The following is a 21305-nucleotide window of genomic DNA, read 5'->3' as shown; positions in this document are numbered from 1 at the left end:
CATTGATCCCTTCAGCCCGAGGTGGCCGCTTACTTCGACTTCTTCTTGTACATCGCCAGCATGCGCTGGGTGACAAGGAAGCCGCCAAAAATGTTCACGCAGGCGAAAATGAGCGCGACAAAGCCGAAGGCGCGGGCCCAGCCCGAGCCACTCGAGACGTTCGCGACGCCGCCGGCAAGCAACGCGCCGACCACGATCACCGAGGAGATCGCGTTGGTCACGCTCATCAGCGGCGTGTGCAGCGCCGGTGTCACCGACCACACCACGAAATAGCCGACGAAGACGGCGAGGACGAAGATCGACAGCCGGAAGATGAAGGGGTCGACGACCTGTGCAGCATGCTCCATGGCGGGTCTCCTTAAACCTTCGGCTGGAAGTTCGGGTGGATGACGGCGCCGTCTTTCGTGAGCGCGGTCGCCTTGACCAGTTCGTCGTCCCAGTTCACGGCGAGCTTCTGCTCTTTCTTGTCGACCATCGTCTCGATGAAGGAGAACAGATTGCGCGCGTAGAGGCTGGAGGCCGAGGCCGCGACGCGGCCGGCAACGTTGGTGTAGCCGACGATCTTGATGCCATCGAGGTCGACGACCTCGCCCGGCTTTGCACCCTCGACATTGCCGCCGCGCTCGACGGCGAGATCGACCAGCACCGAGCCCGGCTTCATCGACTTGACCATCTCGCCGGAGACGAGCTTCGGCGCGGGCCGGCCCGGAATCAGCGCCGTCGTGATCACGATGTCCTGCTTCTTGATGTGCTCGGCGGTGAGGGCGGCCTGCTTGGCCTGGTATTCCCTAGACATTTCCTTGGCGTAGCCGCCGGCGGTCTGCGCGTTCTTGAACTCCTCGTCCTCGACGGCGAGGAATTTCGCGCCGAGCGATTCGACCTGCTCTTTGGTCGCGGGCCGCACGTCGGTCGCGGTCACGATGGCGCCGAGACGGCGCGCGGTCGCGATCGCCTGGAGGCCGGCGACGCCGACGCCCATCACGAACACTTTCGCGGCAGGCACGGTGCCGGCAGCGGTCATCATCATCGGGAAGGCGCGGCCGAACGCCTCGGCGCCCTCGATCACCGCGCGGTAGCCGGCGAGGTTCGCCTGCGATGACAGCACGTCCATCACTTGCGCGCGGGTGATGCGCGGCATCAATTCCATCGCGAAGGCGGAGACGCCGGCATCGGCGATCGTCTTCAGCGCGGCCTCGTTGCCGTAGGGGTCCATGATGGCGATGACGAGCGCACCGCGCTTGTACTGCGCGAGCTCGGAGGCTTCAGGGCGCTTTACCTTGATGATGATGTCGGCATCCTTCAGCGCGTCTGCGCTGACGGTGGCACCGACCGCGGTGAATTCGGAATCCGGCAGGCCCGATTTGAGGCCGGCGCCCGGCTCGATGGCGATCTCGGCGCCCAGCGCCTTGAACTTCTTCACCGTATCGGGCGAAGCGGCGACTCGCGGCTCGAGCGGATCGATTTCCTTGGCAACGGCGATCTTCATAGGTCCTCCGGCGGCGCGGGACAGCGCGCGCGCAAACTAAGCGTTACTCCCGCGGCGTTCGATACCGGTTTTGGCACCGGCTTGGATGCAAATATTCTGGGCAGCTGCTGCCGCTGGCGTGTGCAGCTGCCGACAGATCAGGTCAGGAAGACCGCCATCAGGATCACGATGAGCGCGACCGAGACCGTGCCGTACTTCACCAGCTTGATGAAGCCCTCGTAGGTCTGCTCGTGAGCAACGTAGTCGTTGCCGTCGGCGGTGCTGTACGCCACTTCGCTATGATCAGCCATGGATTGTCCCCAGTCGAAAGTCGAATTGTTGGGCTGGGATACCGCAAAGTTTCAGGCAGGGCAACGGCACCGGGGCGCGGTTTTCCCGCAAATCAGGTCATTTGGAATCCCGATTGTCGCGGATCCAGCGGACGAGGCTCTGTTCGCTGACTTCACCGGCGGCGAGCGAGAGGATGATGGTTGTCGCTTCCGCAGGATCGGGAGTGAAGGCCACGCCGTTCTTGTGGAGGAAGACCATCATCGCCATGAAGGCGATGCGCTTGTTTCCATCGACAAATGCATGGTTTTTCGCGAGGCCAAATGCATATGCTGCGGCGAGTTCATCGATCGGCACCTGCTCGTACCGCCATTTGTTGATCGGACGGTCCAGCACCGAGCGCAACATGCCCTCGTCGCGTAATCCCGGCGCACCGCCGAAGCGGCGGAGTTGTCTACTGTGAATTGCGACGGCCTGCTCGTAGGTGATCCAGAGCGGCTCCTGGAGATCGCCCATCTGGGTAGCAAGCTATTTTGCGAGCGCAGCGAGCGTGTCGCGATACTTGTCCATCACCTCGTCGGCGATTTCCATCGTCCGCTCGAAATCGGGGTCGTAGGGCAACAACTGAAAACCACCGCCGGGTAATTCCACGATGTGCAATTGCTGTCCGCGCTTGAGATCGAGCCGCTGCATCAGCTCGCGCGGCAGCAGCAGACCGTCGGAATTGCCGATTTTCTTGATCTCGATCTTCATGGGCTTGCCTCAAGGACGTTATACATATGTATAACACCACTAGTCAGGGCCGTTCAACAGATGTTTTACGCTCTGTTTGGCGTCTGGAGCAGCTACCCGCCTCAGCCCATCGCCTCCAGCTCGTCGATCATCCCCGCGATGACACTCAGGCCGCCGTCCCAGAACTTCGGGTCCTTGGCATCGAGCCCGAACGGCCGCAGCAACTCGGAATAATGCTTGGTGCCGCCGGCAGCTAGCATGTCGAGATAACGCTCGGCAAAGCCCTCGTTCGCGTTCTCGTAGACCGCGTAGAGCGAGTTCACGAGGCAATCGCCGAACGCATAGGCGTAAACGTAGAATGGCGAATGGATGAAGTGCGGGATGTACATCCAGTAGTTCTCATAGCCCGCCTTGATCTCGATCGCTGGACCCAGGCTCTCGCCCTGCACCGACAGCCAGATCTCGCCGAGCCGCGTCGCGGTGAGCTCGCCGTTCTTGCGCTCGGTGTGGACCGCGCGCTCGAACGAGTAGAACGCGATCTGCCGCACCACGGTGTTGATCATGTCCTCGACCTTGCCGGCGAGCAGCGCCTGGCGCTGTTTTGCATTTTTGGTCTGGGCAAGGAGCCGCCTGAACGTCAGCATCTCGCCAAACACACTGGCGGTCTCGGCCAACGTCAGCGGCGTCGGCGCCATCAGCGCGCCGTTCTTCGCCGCCAGCACCTGGTGCACGCCATGGCCGAGCTCGTGGGCGAGCGTCATCACGTCGCGCGGCTTGCCCTGGTAGTTCATCAACACATAAGGGTGCGCCGACGGCGTGGTCGGATGTGAGAATGCGCCCGGCGCCTTGCCCGGCCGCACCGGCGCGTCGATCCAGCGATCGGTGAAGAAGCGCTCGGCGATATCAGCCATTTTGGGCGAGAAGCCGCGATAGGCCGTCAGCACCATGTTGCGCGCGTCGGGCCAGCCGATGGTATCGGTCGCGGCAAAGGGCAGCGGCGCATTGCGATCCCAATAAGCGAGCCGCTTCTTGCCGAACCACTTCGCCTTCAACGCGTAATAGCGATGCGACAGCTTTGGATAGGCCGCCCGCACCGAGGCGACCAGCGCATCCACCACTTCGCGCTCGACGCGGTTGTTCAGATGGCGGGAATCCGCGACGTCCTGGAAGCCGCGCCAGCGGTCGGAGATGTCCTTGTCCTTGGCGAGCGTGTTGGTGATCAGCGCAAAGGTCCGCTCATTGGCCTTGAAGGTTTTTGCCAGTGCCTCGGCCGCGCTCTTGCGCTTGGCGCCGTCGCGGTCCTGCAGCAGATTGAGCGTCGGCTCGATCGCCAGCTCCTTGGCCCCGACCTTGAAGCGCAGTCCGGAGATGGTCTGGTCGAACAGCCGGTTGAAGGCGGAATAGCCGGTCTGCGCCTTCTCCAGGAAAAGCTGCTCGAGCTTGTCGTCGAGCTGATACGGCTTCTCCTTGCGCAGATCCTCGATCCAGGGACGGTAGTGCGCGAGCTCGGGCGCTTGCATGGCCCGGTTCAAAATATCGTCATCGACACGATTGAGCTCGAGCGCAAAGAACAGCAAATGCGTGGACGCCGCCGTCAGCCGCTCCGACACATCGCCGTAAAACTTTGAAATCGCAGGGTCCACGCTGTCGCCGGCGTGGACGAGCCCGGCATAGGAACCGAGACGGCCGGCAAGATCGTCGATTGCCTCATAGCGTCGCACGGCTTCCGCGAGCCATTTTCCGCCATCTTCGTTTGCTGTCCCTGTCTCCAGCTTGCCCTTGTAGTCCGTCTCGAAGGCGACGCAGTCGGCATCCATCGTTTCGAGATCGCGCGCCACTTCCGGCGCATCGATCCCGGAATAGAGATCGGCCAGGTTCCACTCCGGAAGCTTGCCGGTCTTGCTCGCGGGCTTTGCGAGTGAAGACCCGGAGGACTTCGTCTTGACGGCAGATTTCTTGGCGGGGGATTTCTTGGCGGGGGATTTCTTGGTGGCTGGCTTGTGGAGAGCGGACTTTTTAAGGGCAGGCTTGGAGCGCGAATTCATTGTGTGGGAAACCTGTGTTCAACAAGCGCGACGGCGGGCGGAGGCATCAAGGTTTAAGAGTGCGTTAATCGGCTTCGGCCAGAGTGCCCCGATTCGAGACAGATAGTAGTAGCGTGCGGGGAACACCATGGCTGCCAGTATTTTGATCGCCGATGACGACGCCGTAGCCCGCCGGCTGGTCGAGAACATGGTGCAGAAATGCGGCTATGAGACGGTCGTCGTGGACTCCGGTGACGCCGCGATCGCCGCCCTTACCGCCCCCGACGCGCCGGCCATCGACGCCGTCATCCTCGATCTCGTGATGCCCGGCCTCGACGGCATGGGCGTGCTGGCGAAAATCCGCGAAGCAGGTCTCAGCGTCCCCGTCATCGTGCAGACCGCCCATGGCGGCATCGACAACGTGATCTCGGCGATGCGCGCCGGCGCTGCCGATTTCGTGGTCAAGCCGGTCGGTGTGGAGCGGCTCCAGGTCTCGCTGCGCAACGCGCTCAACGCCTCCGCGCTCAAGGGCGAATTGCAACGCATCCGGCACAGCCGCGAGGGCCGGCTCACGTTCTCCGACATCATCACCCGCGCCGAGGCGATGGCTGGCGTGATGCGCGCCGCGCAGAAGGCGGCGAACTCCGCGATTCCCGTTCTGATCGAAGGCGAGTCCGGCGTCGGCAAGGAGATGTTCGCGCGCGCCATCCATGGCAGCGGCGAGCGCAAGGCCAAGCCCTTCGTCGCCGTCAATTGCGGCGCGATCCCCGACAACCTCGTCGAGTCCATTCTGTTCGGCCACGAGAAGGGCGCTTTCACCGGCGCGACCGAGCGGCACATGGGCAAGTTCGTCGAGGCCCATGGTGGCACGCTGTTTCTGGACGAGGTCAGCGAGCTGCCGCTGACCGCGCAGGTCAAGCTGCTGCGCGCGCTCCAGGAAGGCGCGGTCGAGGCGGTCGGCGGCCGCAAGCCCGTCAAGGTCGATGTCCGCATCGTCTCGGCAACCAATCGCCGGCTGCTGGAGCGGGTGAAACAAGGACACTTCCGGGAAGACCTGTTCTATCGCCTGCACGTGCTGCCGCTGACGATCCCCTCGCTCCGGGCCCGGCGCGAGGACATCCCGCATCTGCTCCGGCATTTCCTGGCGCGGTTTGCCGCCGAGGAGAACCGCGCGATCACCGGCATCAGCGGCGAAGCCATGGCCCATCTTGCCCAGCTCGACTGGCCCGGCAACATCCGCCAGCTCGAGAACGCAGTCTACCGCGCGGTGGTGATGAGCGACGGCGACCAGCTCGGCCTCGGTGACTTCCCTCTGCTCGCTTCGCAGCCGCATCCCGTAACCGAGATTCCGACTGCTCCGCTGATGCTCGAGCCGGCGGCGACCCCTTCGTTGGTATCCGGTAATGAAATACCAATAGCGCCGCTCCCGGCGGTGGGCACGCTCGCCCTGCTCACCGCGACCGGCGATGTCCGCTCGCTGGAGGACATGGAGAACGAGATCATCCGCTTCGCGATCTCGCACTACCGCGGCCAGATGTCCGAGGTGGCTCGCCGCCTCAAAATTGGCCGGTCCACCCTCTACCGCAAACTCGACGAGGCCGGGGTTCCCGGACATGGCGGGAAAAGCGGCGAGGAGACGCACTGAGCATCATGCGAACGAGGGTTCGCGCGGCGATGCGGGAGCGGCTGTAAGCCGTTCGCCTGACGACAGAATTCGACTGCTTCTTGAACCGTGACTTGGAAGTGACAGACACAGGGAAAAGCGCGCTGTGCAGGCGCACAATCCGTTGCCAAGAGGCTCCCTTGAAGTCAGTTTGGCGTGAGTTGTCCCGGTTAGCGCTGGCTGCAAAACCGGGGCCTGTATATCGTCTGCGTATGAATCGTTGCGTGCAGGCGTGCAACTTTCGAGAGGCCGGCGCGATTTAGCCGAAGCTCAATAGGCGATAACAAAGCTGTTCCACGAGGGACAGTTCACCCGAGGGGTGCGACACAATGCGTGACTGTTTGAACCACCGTGCGGGCTTCGACCGTGTCTTGATGACGGTCGCAGCGACCTTCCTCACGGTGTCGGCCAGCTCGGCCCTGGCGCAAGATCAGGCGCGCAGCAGCGCCGCCGAGCTCGCGATCGAAGCCGCGATCCCGCGCCCCGAGCCGGCCAACGTCCCGCCCCCGACCGCCTCCGATATCAAGCTCGACACCACCGCCACGGTGCAGGATTCCGCCAAGGAGCCGGTACAGGCGCCCGTAAAGGCTGACGTCGCGCCGGCCCCCGACAAAGTCGAGACCAAGCCTTCCGACGTCGCCACCACGCCCGCCACCGAGGCGCCGAAGAGCGAGACCGCCAAGACCGAACCTGCGAAGACCGAGCCTGCAAAGACCGAGCCGGCCAAGGCAGACACCGCCATGCCGGCTGCGCCGGCGGCACCTGCCACGGCTGCGGCTCCTGCCGCTGAGCCCGTGAAGGCTGCGAGCAACGTTCCCGCCGCCGACCAGCCGGTCGCCGACAAGCTCAAGGACATCATCGGCGCCAAGACCTCGCGCCATTTCGACCGCAAGAACGAGCGCGCGGCGATCGAGAAGTTTTATGGCGCACGCGACTTCGCGCCGATCTGGACACAGGGCGGCAGCCTGACCACCGCGGCCAAGGGCGTCATCGCGCGGCTGAAGGACGCGGCGTCCGACGGCCTCAATCCCGCCGACTATCCGGTGCCGGACTTCGCCAGCGCCACCACGCCCGATGCGCTGGCCGATGCCGAGCTCAAGCTCACCGCCAGCATGTTCGATTATGCGCGCCAGGCCCAGAGCGGCCGCATGCATTGGTCGCAGGTCTCTGGCGACATCCTTTATCCCGAGCATCCGATCGACCCGAACGAGGTGCTCGCCAAGGTCACGACCGCGACGGACGCCTCCGCTGCGCTCGACAGCTACAATCCGCCGCACAAGCTCTACAAGGAGCTGAAGGCCAAGCTCGCCGAGCTCCGCGGTCAAGGCAACGGCCCGGTGATCGAGATCGCCGACGGTCCGGCGCTGAAATACACCCCGGCCAGCAAGAAGCAGGCTGAGATCGTCGTGGAAGATGCGCGCGTGCCGCAACTCCGCGCCAAGCTCGGCCTTGCCGAGAACGCCAGCGACACCCGCTATGACGCAGCGGTCGCCGACGCCGTGCGAAAATTCCAGAGCGGCGCGGAGATGAAGGCGACCGGCATCCTCGACGACAAGACGGTCAAGGCGCTCAACACCCCGAAGCGCGACAAGCAGATCGACGTGGTGCTGGTGAACATGGAGCGCTGGCGCTGGCTGCCGCGCGATCTCGGCGCGCCCGCGCTGGGTGATGCCTATGTAATCCTCAACATTCCCGACTACACCCTGAAGGTGATGCAGCGCGGCCAGCAGGTCTGGACCACCCGCGTCGTCACCGGCAAGCCGGGCACGCACGCGACGCCGCTGCTCACCGAGACGATGAAGTACATCACGGTCAATCCGACCTGGAACGTACCGCCGTCGATCGTCTACAACGAGTATCTGCCGGCGCTTCAGCAGGACCCGACCGTGCTGCAGCGCATGGGCCTCAAGCTCGAACAGAACCGCGACGGCTCGGTGCACATCTCGCAGCCGCCCGGTGAGGCCAACGCGCTCGGCCGCGTTCGCTTCAACTTCCCGAACAAGTTCCTGGTCTATCAGCACGACACGCCGGACAAGAACCTGTTCGCCAGGGAAGATCGCGCCTTCAGCCATGGCTGCATGCGCGTGCAGAACCCGGATCAGTACGCGTCCGTACTGCTCAACATCACCATGCCGAACGAGAAGTACACGCCCGAGCGCGTGCGCAGCATGTACGGCAAGAGCGAGATCGACCTGAAATTCCCGACTCCGGTCCCGGTCAACATCACCTATCAGACCGCCTTTGTGGACGATGCCGGCAAGCTGCAGTTCCGCAAGGACGTCTATGGCCGCGACGCGACCATGATCAACATCCTGAAGAACAACCGCGGCAAGGATCTCGAGGCCGTCGTTGCGCACTCGCAGCCGAGCTATTCGCGCCCGGCGACGACCCTGCCCTCAGGCGTGGCCGTGGCCAACAATGGCGGTGGCTTCGGCTCGTCGGGCCCGAACTTCTTCGAGCGGCTGTTCGGAGGCGGGGCGCCGACCCCGCCGCCGGCTCCGGTTGGCCGCCGGCCCCAGCAGCGGGTGTTCACCCGGTAAGGCTGCGGGGCCTCAGCTTTTCGAATTCCACAACGATATCAACGGCCCCGTCCCATGGATGGGGCCGTTTAACGTTAACCATTGTCCACCTAGCTCCCGGCACCGGGCGTTTTTTTGCCACACTCAACGGGTTAGGATTGTAGTCTGACTTGGTTTGGGCGCGGGAAGGTCAACCTCGAATTAACCTTCTCGCTTTAAGAAAGCGTTCATCCTCTTTCGCGCTGCTACGGGGTTGGCGGGAGAGTCCATTTTGAACGCTCGTCGACTGGGTGGGCTCATACGTGCTGACTGGTCTCGCACGCCAACTTGTTGTGCTGTCGTTGTCCCATGCGGGAGTGAAGACCGGTTCGCGGATCGGTCTTGCTGCCGTGTTGCTGCTTGCGGGCGCAGGCTCGGTTCATAACGCCGCCGCGCTGAACGAGACCAAGACGCTCTCCTTCCACCACACCCATTCCGGCGAAGACCTGACCGTCACCTTCAAGCGCGATGGCCGCTATGACGAAGCGGCGCTGAAGCAGCTCAATCACTTCCTGCGCGACTGGCGCACCCAGGACGAGACGGTCATGGACCGCCGCCTCTTCGATATCCTCTGGGAAGTCTACCGCGACGTCGACGGCAAGCAGCCGATCCAGATCATCTCCTCCTACCGCTCCCCCGCCACCAACGCCATGCTCCGCCGCCGCTCCTCGGGTGTGGCGCGCGCCAGCCAGCACATGCTGGGCCATGCGATGGATTTCTACATTCCGGGCGTGCCGCTGGAGCAGATCCGCTTCGCCGGCCTGCGCCTCCAGCGCGGCGGCGTCGGCTTCTATCCGACCTCCGGCTCCCCCTTCGTGCATCTGGATACCGGCAGCGTCCGGCACTGGCCGCGGATGACGCATGACCAGCTCGCCCGCGTCTTCCCGGACGGAAAGACGGTGCATCTGCCGACCGACGGCGTGCCGCTGAAGAACTATGAGCTCGCCAAGGCCGAGATCGAGCGCCGCGGCAATGGCGACGACTCCAGCAGCAAGCCGAACTTCTTCGCCGCTTTGTTCAAGGGCAAGTCCGCCGCTCCGGCCGCCAGCAGCGACGAGGACGACGAGGGCGCGCCGGCCGCCAAGCCGGCGGCAGCAACTGTCGTCGCAGCCGCAGCCAAGCCCGCCGATCCGGTGCCGACGCCGCGCGCCAAGCCGCAGATCGCCGCCGCGATCCAGCTCGCCTCGGCCGACGCACAGCTCGTCGCGCCGCCCAAGCCGAAGCCCGCGCCGGTGGCTGACAAGCCGGCACCCAAATCTGCGGACGGCAAGCCGGAGACCCCGGCCGACATCATCAATGCCCGCGGCTTCTGGGATGATGTCCCGGCCGCGCCGCAGCAGGCGACGCCGGCGCAAATCGCTGCGCTGAAGGCCCGCCAGGCGCTCGCCTCTGCCACCGATCCGCAAGCAACCGCGAGCGTGTCCAACACGGCCCTTCAGGCGCTGGCTTTCGCGCCGGCCGCCTCCCCGGTTGATCGCGCCAATGTCGTCGCCGCCTCCGCGCCGATCCCCCGCTCGGCCCGTCCCGCGTCGCGCAACATCGCTCAGGCGACCGAAATCAACACGGTGGTCGGCAAGAGCGTCGACGGCGCGGTCGCGACCGCGACCCGCCTCTCGGCCGCCAAGAGCGAGAGCATCTGGCTCAAGATCGTGATGCTGTCGCCGAGCGCCAGCCGCGCGATGTCGGTCACGCTGATGGGCGAGCTCGATACGGCCGCGCTGCGCGGCTATTTCGTCAAGCCGCAGGCCGTGATCGCGATGGGCTTTGTCGACGACCCGATGCACGGCCTGTCCTGCGACAGTTTTTCGGGCAGCGCGACCGCGAAGCTCCAGACGACGTCGTTCGTCATGCGCACCGCCGCGCTGCGCTGAGGCGCCGAGCTACCTCCACGAATTCAGTCTCGTAGCCCGGATGGAGCGTAGCGCAATCCGGGAACAGTCGCGCGTGTTGAGAGGCCCCGGATTCCGCTGCGCTCCATCCGGGCTACAAGTGCCCTACCGCGCTTTCCTCGCTCGCCGGTCCAGATGATACGTTAGCGCCAGCGACAGGCAGACCGATAGCTCGCGGCTTGGCAGCTTGCCCACCACCGGCAACAACACCGCCCGGGTCTGCCGGTATTCGAACCGATCGGGAAAGCGTTCGCGGAAGCTATCGATCAGCGTCGTCTTGCAATTGAACAGGATGGCGGCGTGTGCGGAGTCCTTGACGCGGCCGAGCCGGATCGTCGAGCCGCTGCCGGTCTCGTCGGTCAGATATGCCGGCTCGCCCCATTTCAGCGTCTCGGTGAGCCGGCCGACCTCTTCATACGCCGCGGCCGTCGCGAAGATCAGCGCGCGCACCTGAAGCAGCCGCTTGCCGATCGGCGTTGGAAGAGCGCCGAAGGCACGGTTCACCTCGCGCGGCAGCGGTGGCGCAGTCATTCGCGACTCCGTTCGCAAACGAAACACGCGCAATTTGTAGCCCGGATGGAGCGCGGCGCAATCGGGGATTGCTTTCACACTGCGAGAACCCGGATTTCGCTGTCGCTCCATCCGGGCTACCGCAGTCGTGCTTGAGGCGCTAACGCCTCAGAGCATGCCCAGCGCTTGCATGTAGGTCTCGAGAATCGTCTCGGCCTCGGCGCGCTCGTTGGGGTCCTGCTTGCGCATGCGCACGATGGTGCGCAGCGCCTTGACGTCGTAGCCGTTGCCTTTGCTTTCGGCATAGACGTCGCGGATATCGTCGGAGATCGCCTTCTTCTCTTCCTCCAGCCGCTCGATGCGCTCGATGATGGATTTGAGCTGGTCCTTGGCAAATTTCGTCGCGGGCTCGTCGTCGCGGACGGCGGCGGAGGTGGCCATCTAGGTACTCCCAATGGAACTGGCAAAACGAGGTGACGCCGGCATCCCTCACCGCGCGTGCTGGTAGACCCTTAGGGTTGGTACCGACTGCGTTCAAGGCAGCATCGCGCTCGTCCACAGCGCGCCCACACCTTCCTGCGGCGAGGCCAAGAAAGCTGTTGTGTGGTGCGACTCATGCGAGGCACGCCCGGGCCGTTCAGTGCCCGTGCCCGTGGGGATGGACCTTCTTCATCGTCTCGAGCTGTTCTGGCGTGGCCGTGCCCTGGTATTTCGACTTCCAGGTCTCGTAGGGCATGCCGTAGACGGCCTCCCGGCTCTCGTCCTTGCTTAAGGCGACGCCTTGGGCGTCTGCGGCTTCCTTGAGCCAGTTGGACAGGCAGTTGCGACAGAAGCCCGCCAGATTCATCATGTCGATGTTCTGGACATCCGTCCGCGACTTCAGATGATCGACCAGACGCCGGAAAGCGGCCGCCTCGAGCTCCGTTCTGGTTTTGTCGTCGATTGCCATGGCTGTGTCCCTTGATATTCCCTTTGGGCCTGCCCCGATTGCGGTCACCCTTACGGGATCAGGTGGGTCCTGTCACAGATTTTGCCATATCCCGGCGCAAACCCACCCGAACCCGGCCTTGAGGCAGTTCCCCGGCCCCCTACGCCAAATCGCCAATGATCTGATATAGCTTCCGCGACAATGATCGCCGAATCTCCCCGCTCCCCCCTTCGCATGCTCGCCCGGTTGGTCCCGGTGCTGGCGATTGGCCTGCTGTGCTTGTGGAGCAGCCCGGCCTCCGCCGATTTCCGTCTCTGCAACAACACGTCGAGCCGGGTCGGCATTGCGCTCGGCTACAAGGACGCCGAGGGCTGGACCACCGAGGGCTGGTGGAACATCTCGTCTCGCTCCTGCGAGACCCTGCTGCGGGGAACGTTGGTCGCCCGTTACTATTACATCTACGCCATCGACTATGACCGCGGCGGCGAGTGGTCGGGGCAGGCCTTCATGTGCTCGCGCGACAAGGAGTTCACCATCCGCGGCACCGAGGATTGCCTCGCGCGCGGCTATGACCGGACCGGCTATTTCGAGGTCGATACCGGTGAGCAGCGGGCGTGGACGGTGCAGCTTACCGATGCCAACGAACAGCCGGCGCAGCAACGCGTACCCGGCCTCCCCGGTCCGGTTGGCCCGGGCGGGGTTCCGGGTTTGCCCAATAGCCCGCCCGGTGGTACGCCCCCCGCCCCGCCTGGCCTCCCGCCAGCTCCCTCGCCCCCGTCTGGAAATAAGCCATGAGGCGTCTTCGCCGTATCAAGATTCTCGCGACCCTGGGACCGGCCTCTTCAGACCTCGCGATGATCCGCCGCCTGTTCGAGGCCGGCGCCGACCTGTTTCGCATCAACATGAGCCACACCCCGCATGACAAGATGCGGGAGCTGGTGGCGACGATCCGCAACGTCGAGAGCAGCTATGGCCGGCCGATCGGCATCCTGGTCGACCTGCAGGGCCCGAAGCTCAGGCTCGGCTCATTCGCCGAAGGCTCGGTGCAGCTGCAGAACGGCCAGACCTTCACGCTGGATTCCGACAAGGCCCCCGGCGACACAACGCGCGTCCACCTGCCGCATCCGGAGATCCTGGCGGCGCTGCGACCCGGCCACGCGCTGCTGCTCGACGACGGCAAGGTGCGCCTGATCGCGGAGGAGACCTCCAAAGAGCACGCGGTGACGCGGGTCGTGGTCGGCGGCAAGATGAGCGACCGCAAGGGCGTCAGCCTGCCCGACACCGACCTGCCGGTCTCCGCCATGACCTCGAAGGACCGCGCCGACCTCGAGGCGGCGCTCGTCACCGGCATCGACTGGATCGCGCTGTCCTTCGTGCAGCGCGCCGACGACGTGATCGAAGCCAAGAAGATGATCCGCGGCCGCGCCGCGGTCATGGCCAAGATCGAGAAGCCGCAGGCGATCGACCGTCTTGCCGACATCATCGAGGCCTCCGACGCGCTGATGGTGGCGCGCGGCGACCTCGGCGTCGAACTGCCGCTCGAGCGCGTGCCGAGCCTGCAGAAGCAGATGACGCGGATGGCGCGCCGCGCCGGCAAGCCGGTGGTGATCGCAACGCAGATGCTGGAATCGATGATCCAGTCGCCGGTGCCGACCCGCGCCGAAGTCTCCGACGTTGCCACCGCCGTCTATGAGGGCGCCGACGCCATCATGCTGTCGGCGGAATCGGCGGCCGGCAAATTCCCGGTCGAGGCGGTCTCGACCATGAACCGCATCGGCGAGGAGGTCGAGCGCGACCCGATTTATCGTTCCGTGCTCACCGCGCAGCGCCCCGCGCCGGAATCCACCGCGGGCGATGCCATTGCCGACGCCGCGCGGCAGATCGCCGAGACGCTCGACCTTCCCGCTCTGATCTGCTGGACCTCATCGGGCTCGACCGCAGTGCGGGTGGCACGCGAGCGGCCGAAGCCGCCGATCGTGGCGATCACGCCGAACATCACCGCCGGCCGACGGCTCGCGGTGGTCTGGGGCGTGCATTGCGTGGTGGCGGAAGACGCGCGCGACCAGGACGACATGGTCGGCCGCGCCGGCCAGATCGCGTTCCGGGACGGTTTCGTCCGCGCCGGCCAGCGCGTGATCATCGTCGCCGGCGTGCCGCTCGGCATCCCCGGCACCACCAACATGGTGCGCATCGCCTCGGTCGGCCCCGAGGGCGACGCGATCATGTAGGCCCGCCAGGGCACGCCGAACAAAAAGTCGAAAAACAACCCCATGCAAAGTAGCCGGAGGGTCCGGCGAGCCTGTTGCGGTTTTTAAAAAAGGCTCGCTCAGTCAACCACCTGAGCGCCGTCAGGCCGGCCGCTTCGTGCGCACCGCGATTTCACGCCCCAACGAGCGCCTTCGCGGTCGGCAGCAGCGTCTGCTGCACCACCAGACCCCGGGCGCGGGCGTCCATGACGCCGACCGCACGGAGCGCCAGCAGCGTCACGGTCTGCACCGCATCGCGCATCTTGACGGGATCGTCGAGATTGTCAGGCGCAAGCGGCCCGACCAGGGCCTCATGCAGCGCGCCGAGCAAGGCGGTGGCGGCGAGTGCGGTGTCCTGCGCCGGCAAGTGACCGGCACGCACGGCGGCGTCGATCCGGGCGGCCATCTCGCCGGCAATCTCCCGCCGGCTGGCAAGGCGCGAGGCGCTGACATCGACATCGACAGGTTCGGCCAGAATGCCCCAGGCCAGCCGCCGCTGCGACAGGGTATGGACCGCCACGGTGGTGACGGCGGCCGCCAGCGCCGAGGATGGCCCCGGCGCGGCATCGGCCGCCCGGCGGATCGCCGCGAGCTCATCGCGGGAGACCTCGGCAATGAGCTCGGAGATCAGCTCGGCCTTGGAGGGGAAGTAACGGTAGACCGTGCCGGCCGCGACATTGGCCCGGACCGCGACGGGCGCGATCTGCACCGCCGCCATCCCGCCTTCCGCCGCAGTCTCCCGCGCCGCCGTCAAGATCGCACTGCGCCGCGCCGCAAGGCGCTTCACCACTTGATGCGTCCGCCGATAAACCATGGCGCGCTTCCTGTCCCACACGCCTGCCGCACGCCCTGCGGCTAAACGCTTCGTCACGCAAAAGATGCAAATCGCCCCGCAAGGACTGAACAACTATTCAGGCGGGATGACAAGATGCAAATGCGTGGGAGCGCCACCGGAGAGGCCGCGCCGCAAACGTCTAAAAGTACTGCGCGCTGGTTGTAAGACCGATAACTACACTTCTTACCACGATCTTAAAGGCGGTCCGTGACTGTACGGGTGGTAATGCAATTGCATCTCGGCGCACCATGCTCGACACGGACACCCGGACCGCCTGGCAGCTCTTCCACCTCAACTGGTTTCCGATTCTCGGGATGGCCACCCTGCTGGCGCTCGGCCTCCCCTCGACCGGACTGAGTCTCGAGCCGGTCGCCTACGGTGTGACCCTGGCGATCGCCGCGGCGCTACTCGCGGCCGCCTATGGCCACCGGCTCGTCAAAGGCGAGCTTGCCGATCCGAAGCTGGTGTTTTCGCTCGGCACCATCGGACAGGTCATTCTCACCTGCGCCATTGCCGGACCGCTGAGTTACGTTCAAGCTGAACTGGCCGCTCGAGGACCAGTTGCTGCTGGCGATCGACCGCGCGTTGGGCCTCAATCCGGAGCCGATCGCGCGCTACGTCAACGATCATCCCTGGCTCGCGGCCTGCCTCGCGCACAGCTACGGACTGATCAAGTTTCCGCTGCTCGGCATTCCCGTCGTACTGGCGCTGACGGCGCGGTATGTGCGGCTGCAATTGTTCATGCTCGCGATGAGCCTCGCAGTCGCGGTCACCATCACGATCTCCGCCGTGGTGCCGGCGATCGGCACCTATTACGCGCTGCAATTACCGGCCGCGCATCTCCCCGAGATCAACACTGCGGTCTATGCCGGACAGCTGCGCGACATGATCGCGCTTCGGGACGGCAGCCTGCATGAGCTCCGGCTGCTCTCTCTATCCGGCATCGTCTCGTTTCCGAGCTTTCACGCGGCGTCGGCCGTGCTCTATATGTGGGCGCTGTGGCCGGTGCGTGGCATCGGCGGCATCGTAGCCGTGCTCAGTCTGTTGATGATCGCGGCGACGCCGGTGATCGGCGCACATTTTATCATCGACGTCGCTGCCGGTGCCGCGCTCGCCGCAGCCTCGATCTGGGCCGCGAAATTCTGTCTCGACCGGAGCCGCGGCGTGTGGGTCCGCAGCGCCGGCTTCGTTACGGGCCTTGCCGGCCTGGCCCAAAAGAAAAGAGCCCCGTCAGCGACGAGGCTCTCAGAATTCTCAGGTCGGCCAGCCTTACTTGAGGCTGCTCGAGATCGAGGTGAACTTGGCGTTCAGCGTGGTGCCGAGATTGTTGACGACGGTGATGATGGCCAGCGCGATGCCGGCAGCGATCAGGCCGTATTCAATGGCGGTGGCGCCGGATTCATCCTTCAGGAAACGCGCAACGAGGTTCTTCATAGAGTGCTCCAAATGAGTACACGAGGCTACAACTGATCTGGTCTTTTCGGCTTCCCAGCGCCGCCCGACCATGGAACCAAACGTAGAGGCAAAGAATTGCGCCGCAGTTAATTCGTCTGCGTAAACACCGAGCGGTTTGCGTGTATTCGCCGATGGTAAATCGAAATCTAAAACAATCCGTTAAATTTGTCGGGACATGAAACCGGCGTAGCCTGCCGGTTTACCCGAAGTTATGACCGCCCGTGATCCAATGCGGCCCGCTCGGACTGGCGCGCGATGAGATGAATCGTCATCGCGCTTCAGGTGATTGCTCGAGCATGATCTTCTCGGAAACCGCACACTTTGCGCCAACGCGGCCCGCCGGGTTCGGATCATGCCCGACCGACAAGAACAACAGGACGACGAGGCGGCATGTCACTTTCCTTTGCCAACAGCATCGCGGCGCAGAGCCGCGCGAGGGCCCTAGTGCCGCTCTGCGTCGGCGCCGGCGTCTATCTGTTCTTCCTCTACCTCGGCGACACCCGGCTGCAGGACTCCGACTCGTTCTGGCAGGTCAAGATCGGGCAATGGATCCTCGATCACCGCGCCATGCCCACCACCGACTTCTATTCGTTCACGCGAACGGGCGCGCCATGGATGTCGACGTCGTGGCTGTCGCAGGTGCTGTTCGCCTATTCTCATGCGCAATGGGACTGGGCAGGTCCCGTCATCCTCACCGCGGTCGCGGTCGCGGTCACGGTCGCGATCTTCGTCTATCTGCTCGACGCGCAGATCGAGGCACCACGCGCAGTGCTGTTCGCGATGCTGGCGCTGCTGCTGTCTGCCCATCACGTGCTGGCGCGGCCGCATATCCTGGCGCTGCCCGTCATGGTGGCGTGGGTCGGCCTGCTGATGGCAGCTGCCGACCGCAAGAGCGCGCCATCCTGGTATTGGCTGCCGCTGATGGCGCTCTGGGCGAATTTGCATGGCGGCTTCGTGCTGGGCCTCTTGCTGATCGGCCCGATCGCGCTCGAGGCTGTCGAGCACGCCGAGAAGGGACGACGGCTTGCCCTGTTCATGCGCTGGGTGTTGTTCGGAATCGGTGCTCTGATCGCGAGCTGCTGCACGCCGTATGGCTGGCGGACGCTGCTGGGCGCGACCAATATTCTCGGCCTCGGCGAACTGCTGTCGCTGATCTTCGAATGGATGCCCGCGAACTTCTCCACGTTCACCCCATTCGAAGGCGCCCTGCTCGGCCTGATCGCATTCGGCTATTATCGCGGCCTGGTACTGTCGGCGCCCCGGATCTTCCTGATCCTGTTCCTGACCTGGAGCGCGCTGACCCATGTCAGGAGCATCGAGGCATTTGCGTTCGTGGTGCCGCTCGTGCTGGCAAAGCCGCTCGGCGAGATGTTCCCGCGCCCGGCGCCTGACGCCGCCGGTCCCGGGCGCTGGCCCGCCCGCTATGTCACCGCGCTTGGCGCGCTGATGATCGTGGCGGCGAGCTGGACCTCGACGTCGCTCTACATGGAGCACCACCGCTTCACCTTCACGACGACGCACACGCCGGTTGCGGCCGTCGACGTGCTCGAGCAACGCAAGATGCAGCGCATCTTCAATGCTTATCAGTTCGGCGGCTATCTGATCTCGCGCGATATTCCGGTCTTCGTTGACGGCCGTGCCGAGCTCTATGGCGAGAAATTCGTCATGGACTTCTTCAAGGCGACGGAGGGCAAGAAGCCCGAGCTGCTGCCGCGCCTGCTCGACGAGTACAAGATCGACGCGACACTCCTGGTTGCCGATGCGCCGGGCCCGCAGATCCTCGACCAGCTCAAGGGCTGGAAGCGGATCTATGCGGACGACATCGCGGTGATCCATGTGCGAGACCATGCGGACAGCGCGACCGCGACGCCTTCGAAGTGAGAACCTCCTTGAGGGCGCGTACTCGTAACCGTGAGATGTCCCTCCAAAGACGACGTGGACGCGACCTGGCACACCACGCTCAAACCCCGGCGATCCCGCGACATGTCTTCTTTTGACAGGCCGACTTTGACAATCCCGGCTCGGCTCGACTCGGAGCGGTCCGTGGCGATCGCCGTTCTTGCGGTGCTGGCGGCGGTCTCCTTTCTTCCGGTGCTGCTGACCCCCATTCCGGCGATGGTGGATTATCCCAATCACCTCGCCCGCATGTACATCCTGAGCCGGAACGGCACCCCCGACGCCAATCCGTATTACGAGGTGGCCTGGGCCTTCTATCCTAACCTTGGAATGGATCTGCTGGTGCCGCAGCTGGCGCGGCTGATGAGCGTCGAGCACGCCACACGGCTGTTTCTGCTGCTGAGCCAATTGCTGATCGTCGGGGGCGCGCTGCTGCTGGAATGGGCGCGGAAGGGACGGGTTCATCTTGCCGGCTTCGCTGCGCTCGCTTTCCTCTACTGTCTGCCGTTCAGCTGGGGCTTCGTGAATTTCGAGTTTGGCCTCGGCCTCGCCCTCTGGGGCATCGCAATCTACCTGATGCTGGCCGAAGGTCCATGGCCACTGCGTTTCGTCGCCAACGTGCTGTTCGTCGCTGCGCTGTATGCGGCGCATTTCTTCTCCCTCGGCATCTACGGCGCGACGCTTGGCCTCTACGAGCTCTCGCGTATTCGTCAGCAGCGAACATCGTACCTGGTTGTGGCCGCGCGACTCGGCGCGGTGGCCCTGCCGGCGCTCGTGTTGTTTGGGATCATGCAAATGACTGCGGGCTCGATCGGAAGCGAGGGGACGAGCTGGTTCCTCGGATTCAAGCCGATCTGGCCGCTGCGCATCATGAACGGCTACAATCTGACGGTTGCGGCAGCGACCGGCCTGACGCTGATGATCTCCTTGCTTTTCGCCGCAAGGCGCGGCGTCCTCAAGCTCGAGCCGGCCGGCCTCTGGCTCGCGATCGGCTTTGCGCTGCTCTATCTGATCATTCCCTCGAAGCTGTTCGGAACCTCGTTCGTCGACCTTCGCGTGATTCCCGCTGCAGCTCTTATCCTGCCGGCCTTCTGCTCGCTGTCGTTGCCGAGCCGGGCCTGGAGAACGGCTGCGCTCGCTGCGATCAGTGGCATCATACTGATCAATCTCGCGGTCGTTTTCGCGGTATGGCTGCCTTACCGCGCCGACTATGCGGCGATCATCGCCTCGTTCCAGAAGATCGAGCGCGGCTCACGCGTTCTCGTTGGAAGCACGGGCGACAATGGTGATCCGCCCTTCGCCGACCTCACCTCGTATCCGATGTACTATGCGCCGACGCTGGCCGTGCATTATGCCAACGCGTTCGTACCCAATCTCTTCACGGAAGCGGGCAAGCAGCCCGTGCGGCCACGCGAGGGCGTGCGCCGCCTTGCCATTCCCTACGGAGGACCGGTGCCGTCGGAGCTGCTCACTGCGATTGCGACAAGCCAGCCGCCGGCGGACGTTCCGCCGTTCATCCGCACCTGGTACCGGGACTACGACTATCTCTATGTGCTCGGACCGCCGGCCGCGAACCCGCTGCCGGAACTGCTGGAGGTGCTGGACACCTCGGAGCGATTTGTCCTCTACAAGATCCGCCACAGGTCCTAGACCGAAGCCGCGGCTGCGCAAGCATGGTTAATCGGGCATCGCCATTCCGTTCCGCCTCCGCCCTCAATCGCCCGAGGGCCCTAGATCCTTAACAGTTGCGGCAAGGCGACCTTAACCACCGCCGAACTAGACTCCCGCCCCTGCAACCCAGCCGGAATCTCTCGCATGGCGGCCAATTCCAGATCGATCCGCTACAGCCTCGTCATCCCCGTGTTCAACGAGGAAGCCGTGCTGCCGGTCCTGCTGCGCCGGCTCGACCTGGTCTTGTCCCGGCTCGACGGTCCGGCTGAAGCGATCTTCGTCGACGACGGCAGCAGCGATTCCAGCTCGATCGTGCTCCAGGCGCTCGCCAAGCGCGATCCGCGCTTTCGCTATATCGGCCTGTCGCGAAACTTCGGCCATCAGGTCGCCATCACCGCCGGCATGGACGCCGCGGAAGGTGACGCGATCATCGTGATGGATGCCGATTTGCAGGATCCGCCCGAAGTGATCGAGCAATTGATCGCAAAATGGCAGGAAGGCAACGACGTCGTCCACGCCCGCCGCCTGTCACGCGAAGGCGAAAGCCGGTTCAAGCGTGCGACCGCTCATCTGTTCTACCGGCTCCTCGGCAGGATGTCCTCGGTCGGCATCCCCGCCGATGTCGGCGACTTCCGCCTGATCGATCGCAAGGTGCTCGACGCACTCAGGCAGATGCCGGAGCAGGATCGATTCGTACGCGGCATGATCGCCTGGCTCGGTTTCCGGCAGGCCGAGGTCGCCTTCCACCGTCTCGAGCGCGCTGCGGGCGAAACCAAATACCCGCTGTTCAAGATGGTGCGGCTCGCGGTGAACGCCGCGCTCGGCTTTTCCGATCTGCCCCTGCGGCTTGCGATCTGGTGCGGATTGACGGTTTCGGGACTGGCCCTGCTCTACGGCGGCTGGGTGATCCTGCTGTGGCTCAGCAAGGACAGCCATCTCGTGACCGGCTGGTCGTCGACGATCGTCGTCGTGTCCCTGCTGTGCGGAATCAACATGCTGATGACCGGTATCGTGGGGCTGTATGTCGGCCGAATCCATGCCGAGGTGAAACGCCGTCCGCTCTATGTGGTGCAGACGCGCGCCGGCTTCGATCGCAACGAGGCGGCGGCAGCACCTGCAATCCACGCAGTCAACGAGTGATCCGG

19 protein-coding genes and 1 pseudogene are annotated in these 21305 nt (G+C 64.5%); 9 read left to right on the top strand and 11 right to left on the bottom strand.

Translation table 11 applies throughout. From position 1 onward, the window contains the following. Window positions 1-29 precede the first annotated feature (29 nt). The 6 genes from GA0061098_RS11530 to GA0061098_RS11505 form a co-directional block, all read right to left on the bottom strand. Window positions 30-347, bottom strand: coding sequence for a proton-translocating transhydrogenase family protein (locus GA0061098_RS11530; protein ID WP_018317801.1), 318 nt, complete (start codon window positions 345-347; stop codon window positions 30-32). Window positions 348-358: 11 nt separating this feature from the next. Then, complete coding sequence (locus GA0061098_RS11525) at window positions 359-1486, bottom strand: Re/Si-specific NAD(P)(+) transhydrogenase subunit alpha (RefSeq protein ID WP_091956445.1); 1128 nt, start codon at window positions 1484-1486, stop codon at window positions 359-361. Between the two features lie 137 nt (window positions 1487-1623). After that, window positions 1624-1776, bottom strand: coding sequence for an aa3-type cytochrome c oxidase subunit IV (locus GA0061098_RS11520; RefSeq protein WP_028140297.1), 153 nt, complete (start codon window positions 1774-1776; stop codon window positions 1624-1626). Between the two features lie 97 nt (window positions 1777-1873). Further along, window positions 1874-2269 (bottom strand): type II toxin-antitoxin system death-on-curing family toxin, encoded by a 396-nt coding sequence (locus GA0061098_RS11515; protein WP_091956444.1) that lies wholly within the window; start codon window positions 2267-2269, stop codon window positions 1874-1876. 12 nt (window positions 2270-2281) lie between these two features. Then, window positions 2282-2506, bottom strand: a complete 225-nt coding sequence (locus tag GA0061098_RS11510) for an AbrB/MazE/SpoVT family DNA-binding domain-containing protein (protein WP_018641564.1) — start codon at window positions 2504-2506, stop codon at window positions 2282-2284. Between the two features lie 101 nt (window positions 2507-2607). Continuing rightward, window positions 2608-4530 (bottom strand): M3 family oligoendopeptidase, encoded by a 1923-nt coding sequence (locus tag GA0061098_RS11505; protein WP_091956443.1) that lies wholly within the window; start codon window positions 4528-4530, stop codon window positions 2608-2610. Window positions 4531-4657: 127 nt separating this feature from the next. On the opposite strand from GA0061098_RS11505, the gene GA0061098_RS11500 reads away from it, so the two are divergent. The 3 genes from GA0061098_RS11500 (at window position 4658) to mepK (ending at window position 10601) form a co-directional block, all read left to right on the top strand. Next, window positions 4658-6154: a sigma-54-dependent transcriptional regulator gene (locus GA0061098_RS11500; RefSeq protein ID WP_091956442.1), complete on the top strand. Its 1497-nt coding sequence runs from the start codon at window positions 4658-4660 to the stop codon at window positions 6152-6154. A gap of 347 nt (window positions 6155-6501) precedes the next feature. Further along, on the top strand, window positions 6502-8712 hold the full coding sequence (locus GA0061098_RS11495) for a L,D-transpeptidase family protein (protein WP_091956441.1): 2211 nt from the start codon (window positions 6502-6504) through the stop codon (window positions 8710-8712). Between the two features lie 281 nt (window positions 8713-8993). After that, window positions 8994-10601: a peptidoglycan L,D-endopeptidase MepK gene (gene mepK, locus GA0061098_RS11490; protein WP_430649258.1), complete on the top strand. Its 1608-nt coding sequence runs from the start codon at window positions 8994-8996 to the stop codon at window positions 10599-10601. 123 nt (window positions 10602-10724) lie between these two features. On the opposite strand, the gene GA0061098_RS11485 is transcribed toward mepK, so the two are convergent. The 3 genes from GA0061098_RS11485 to GA0061098_RS11475 form a co-directional block, all read right to left on the bottom strand. Continuing rightward, a complete protein-coding gene (locus GA0061098_RS11485; RefSeq protein ID WP_091956439.1) occupies window positions 10725-11150 on the bottom strand; it encodes a hypothetical protein in 426 nt (141 codons plus the stop codon). Between the two features lie 147 nt (window positions 11151-11297). Continuing rightward, complete coding sequence (locus tag GA0061098_RS11480; RefSeq protein WP_014492426.1) at window positions 11298-11570, bottom strand: DUF2312 domain-containing protein; 273 nt, start codon at window positions 11568-11570, stop codon at window positions 11298-11300. Window positions 11571-11766: 196 nt separating this feature from the next. After that, complete coding sequence (locus tag GA0061098_RS11475) at window positions 11767-12078, bottom strand: DUF1244 domain-containing protein (RefSeq protein ID WP_028140305.1); 312 nt, start codon at window positions 12076-12078, stop codon at window positions 11767-11769. A gap of 180 nt (window positions 12079-12258) precedes the next feature. Between GA0061098_RS11475 and GA0061098_RS11470 the strand changes: the two genes are divergently transcribed. Both GA0061098_RS11470 and pyk read left to right on the top strand, forming a co-directional pair. Then, a complete protein-coding gene (locus GA0061098_RS11470; protein WP_091956438.1) occupies window positions 12259-12852 on the top strand; it encodes a DUF1036 domain-containing protein in 594 nt (197 codons plus the stop codon). Then, window positions 12849-14285: a pyruvate kinase gene (pyk, locus tag GA0061098_RS11465; protein WP_018317789.1), complete on the top strand. Its 1437-nt coding sequence runs from the start codon at window positions 12849-12851 to the stop codon at window positions 14283-14285. Before GA0061098_RS11470 ends, pyk begins: the two co-directional genes overlap by 4 nt. A gap of 151 nt (window positions 14286-14436) precedes the next feature. Here pyk and GA0061098_RS11460 read toward each other — a convergent pair whose 3' ends face one another. Beyond that, window positions 14437-15117 (bottom strand): TetR/AcrR family transcriptional regulator, encoded by a 681-nt coding sequence (locus tag GA0061098_RS11460; RefSeq protein ID WP_091956437.1) that lies wholly within the window; start codon window positions 15115-15117, stop codon window positions 14437-14439. A gap of 582 nt (window positions 15118-15699) precedes the next feature. On the opposite strand from GA0061098_RS11460, the pseudogene GA0061098_RS46005 reads away from it, so the two are divergent. Then, window positions 15700-16209: pseudogene (locus GA0061098_RS46005) on the top strand (phosphatase PAP2 family protein); the annotation flags it as partial. Between the two features lie 198 nt (window positions 16210-16407). Here GA0061098_RS46005 and GA0061098_RS11450 read toward each other — a convergent pair. Then, window positions 16408-16572 carry a Flp family type IVb pilin gene (locus GA0061098_RS11450; RefSeq protein ID WP_028140309.1) on the bottom strand — a complete coding sequence of 55 codons (165 nt, stop codon included), beginning with the start codon at window positions 16570-16572 and terminating at the stop codon, window positions 16408-16410. Window positions 16573-16983: 411 nt separating this feature from the next. Here GA0061098_RS11450 and GA0061098_RS11445 point away from each other — a divergent pair, with 411 nt between their 5' ends. The 3 genes from GA0061098_RS11445 to GA0061098_RS11435 all read left to right on the top strand — a co-directional run bounded on the left by GA0061098_RS11445 (window position 16984) and on the right by GA0061098_RS11435 (window position 21300). After that, window positions 16984-18474 carry a hypothetical protein gene (locus GA0061098_RS11445; protein ID WP_091956436.1) on the top strand — a complete coding sequence of 497 codons (1491 nt, stop codon included), beginning with the start codon at window positions 16984-16986 and terminating at the stop codon, window positions 18472-18474. Window positions 18475-18576: 102 nt separating this feature from the next. After that, window positions 18577-20139, top strand: coding sequence for a hypothetical protein (locus GA0061098_RS11440; RefSeq protein WP_091956435.1), 1563 nt, complete (start codon window positions 18577-18579; stop codon window positions 20137-20139). Between the two features lie 165 nt (window positions 20140-20304). Beyond that, on the top strand, window positions 20305-21300 hold the full coding sequence (locus GA0061098_RS11435) for a glycosyltransferase family 2 protein (RefSeq protein WP_091956434.1): 996 nt from the start codon (window positions 20305-20307) through the stop codon (window positions 21298-21300). Window positions 21301-21305 lie beyond the last annotated feature (5 nt).

The organism is Bradyrhizobium shewense (genome assembly GCF_900094605.1).
In the GTDB taxonomy this organism is placed as follows: domain Bacteria; phylum Pseudomonadota; class Alphaproteobacteria; order Rhizobiales; family Xanthobacteraceae; genus Bradyrhizobium; species Bradyrhizobium shewense.
The sequence above is the reverse complement of the archived record's forward strand: the minus strand, read 5'-3'. Positions and strand labels throughout refer to the sequence as shown.

Bases quoted from the DNA above. Each gene is read 5' to 3' on its own strand.
- GA0061098_RS11530 (WP_018317801.1), bottom strand. From the start codon at position 347: ATGGAGCATGCTGCACAGGTCGTCGACCCCTTCATCTTCCGGCTGTCG.
- GA0061098_RS11525 (WP_091956445.1), bottom strand. From the start codon at position 1,486: ATGAAGATCGCCGTTGCCAAGGAAATCGATCCGCTCGAGCCGCGAGTC.
- GA0061098_RS11520 (WP_028140297.1), bottom strand. From the start codon at position 1,776: ATGGCTGATCATAGCGAAGTGGCGTACAGCACCGCCGACGGCAACGAC.
- GA0061098_RS11515 (WP_091956444.1), bottom strand. From the start codon at position 2,269: ATGGGCGATCTCCAGGAGCCGCTCTGGATCACCTACGAGCAGGCCGTC.
- GA0061098_RS11510 (WP_018641564.1), bottom strand. From the start codon at position 2,506: ATGAAGATCGAGATCAAGAAAATCGGCAATTCCGACGGTCTGCTGCTG.
- GA0061098_RS11505 (WP_091956443.1), bottom strand. From the start codon at position 4,530: ATGAATTCGCGCTCCAAGCCTGCCCTTAAAAAGTCCGCTCTCCACAAG.
- GA0061098_RS11500 (WP_091956442.1), top strand. From the start codon at position 4,658: ATGGCTGCCAGTATTTTGATCGCCGATGACGACGCCGTAGCCCGCCGG.
- GA0061098_RS11495 (WP_091956441.1), top strand. From the start codon at position 6,502: ATGCGTGACTGTTTGAACCACCGTGCGGGCTTCGACCGTGTCTTGATG.
- GA0061098_RS11485 (WP_091956439.1), bottom strand. From the start codon at position 11,150: ATGACTGCGCCACCGCTGCCGCGCGAGGTGAACCGTGCCTTCGGCGCT.
- GA0061098_RS11480 (WP_014492426.1), bottom strand. From the start codon at position 11,570: ATGGCCACCTCCGCCGCCGTCCGCGACGACGAGCCCGCGACGAAATTT.
- GA0061098_RS11475 (WP_028140305.1), bottom strand. From the start codon at position 12,078: ATGGCAATCGACGACAAAACCAGAACGGAGCTCGAGGCGGCCGCTTTC.
- GA0061098_RS11470 (WP_091956438.1), top strand. From the start codon at position 12,259: ATGATCGCCGAATCTCCCCGCTCCCCCCTTCGCATGCTCGCCCGGTTG.
- pyk (WP_018317789.1), top strand. From the start codon at position 12,849: ATGAGGCGTCTTCGCCGTATCAAGATTCTCGCGACCCTGGGACCGGCC.
- GA0061098_RS11460 (WP_091956437.1), bottom strand. From the start codon at position 15,117: ATGGTTTATCGGCGGACGCATCAAGTGGTGAAGCGCCTTGCGGCGCGG.
- GA0061098_RS11450 (WP_028140309.1), bottom strand. From the start codon at position 16,572: ATGAAGAACCTCGTTGCGCGTTTCCTGAAGGATGAATCCGGCGCCACC.
- GA0061098_RS11445 (WP_091956436.1), top strand. From the start codon at position 16,984: ATGTCACTTTCCTTTGCCAACAGCATCGCGGCGCAGAGCCGCGCGAGG.
- GA0061098_RS11440 (WP_091956435.1), top strand. From the start codon at position 18,577: ATGTCTTCTTTTGACAGGCCGACTTTGACAATCCCGGCTCGGCTCGAC.
- GA0061098_RS11435 (WP_091956434.1), top strand. From the start codon at position 20,305: ATGGCGGCCAATTCCAGATCGATCCGCTACAGCCTCGTCATCCCCGTG.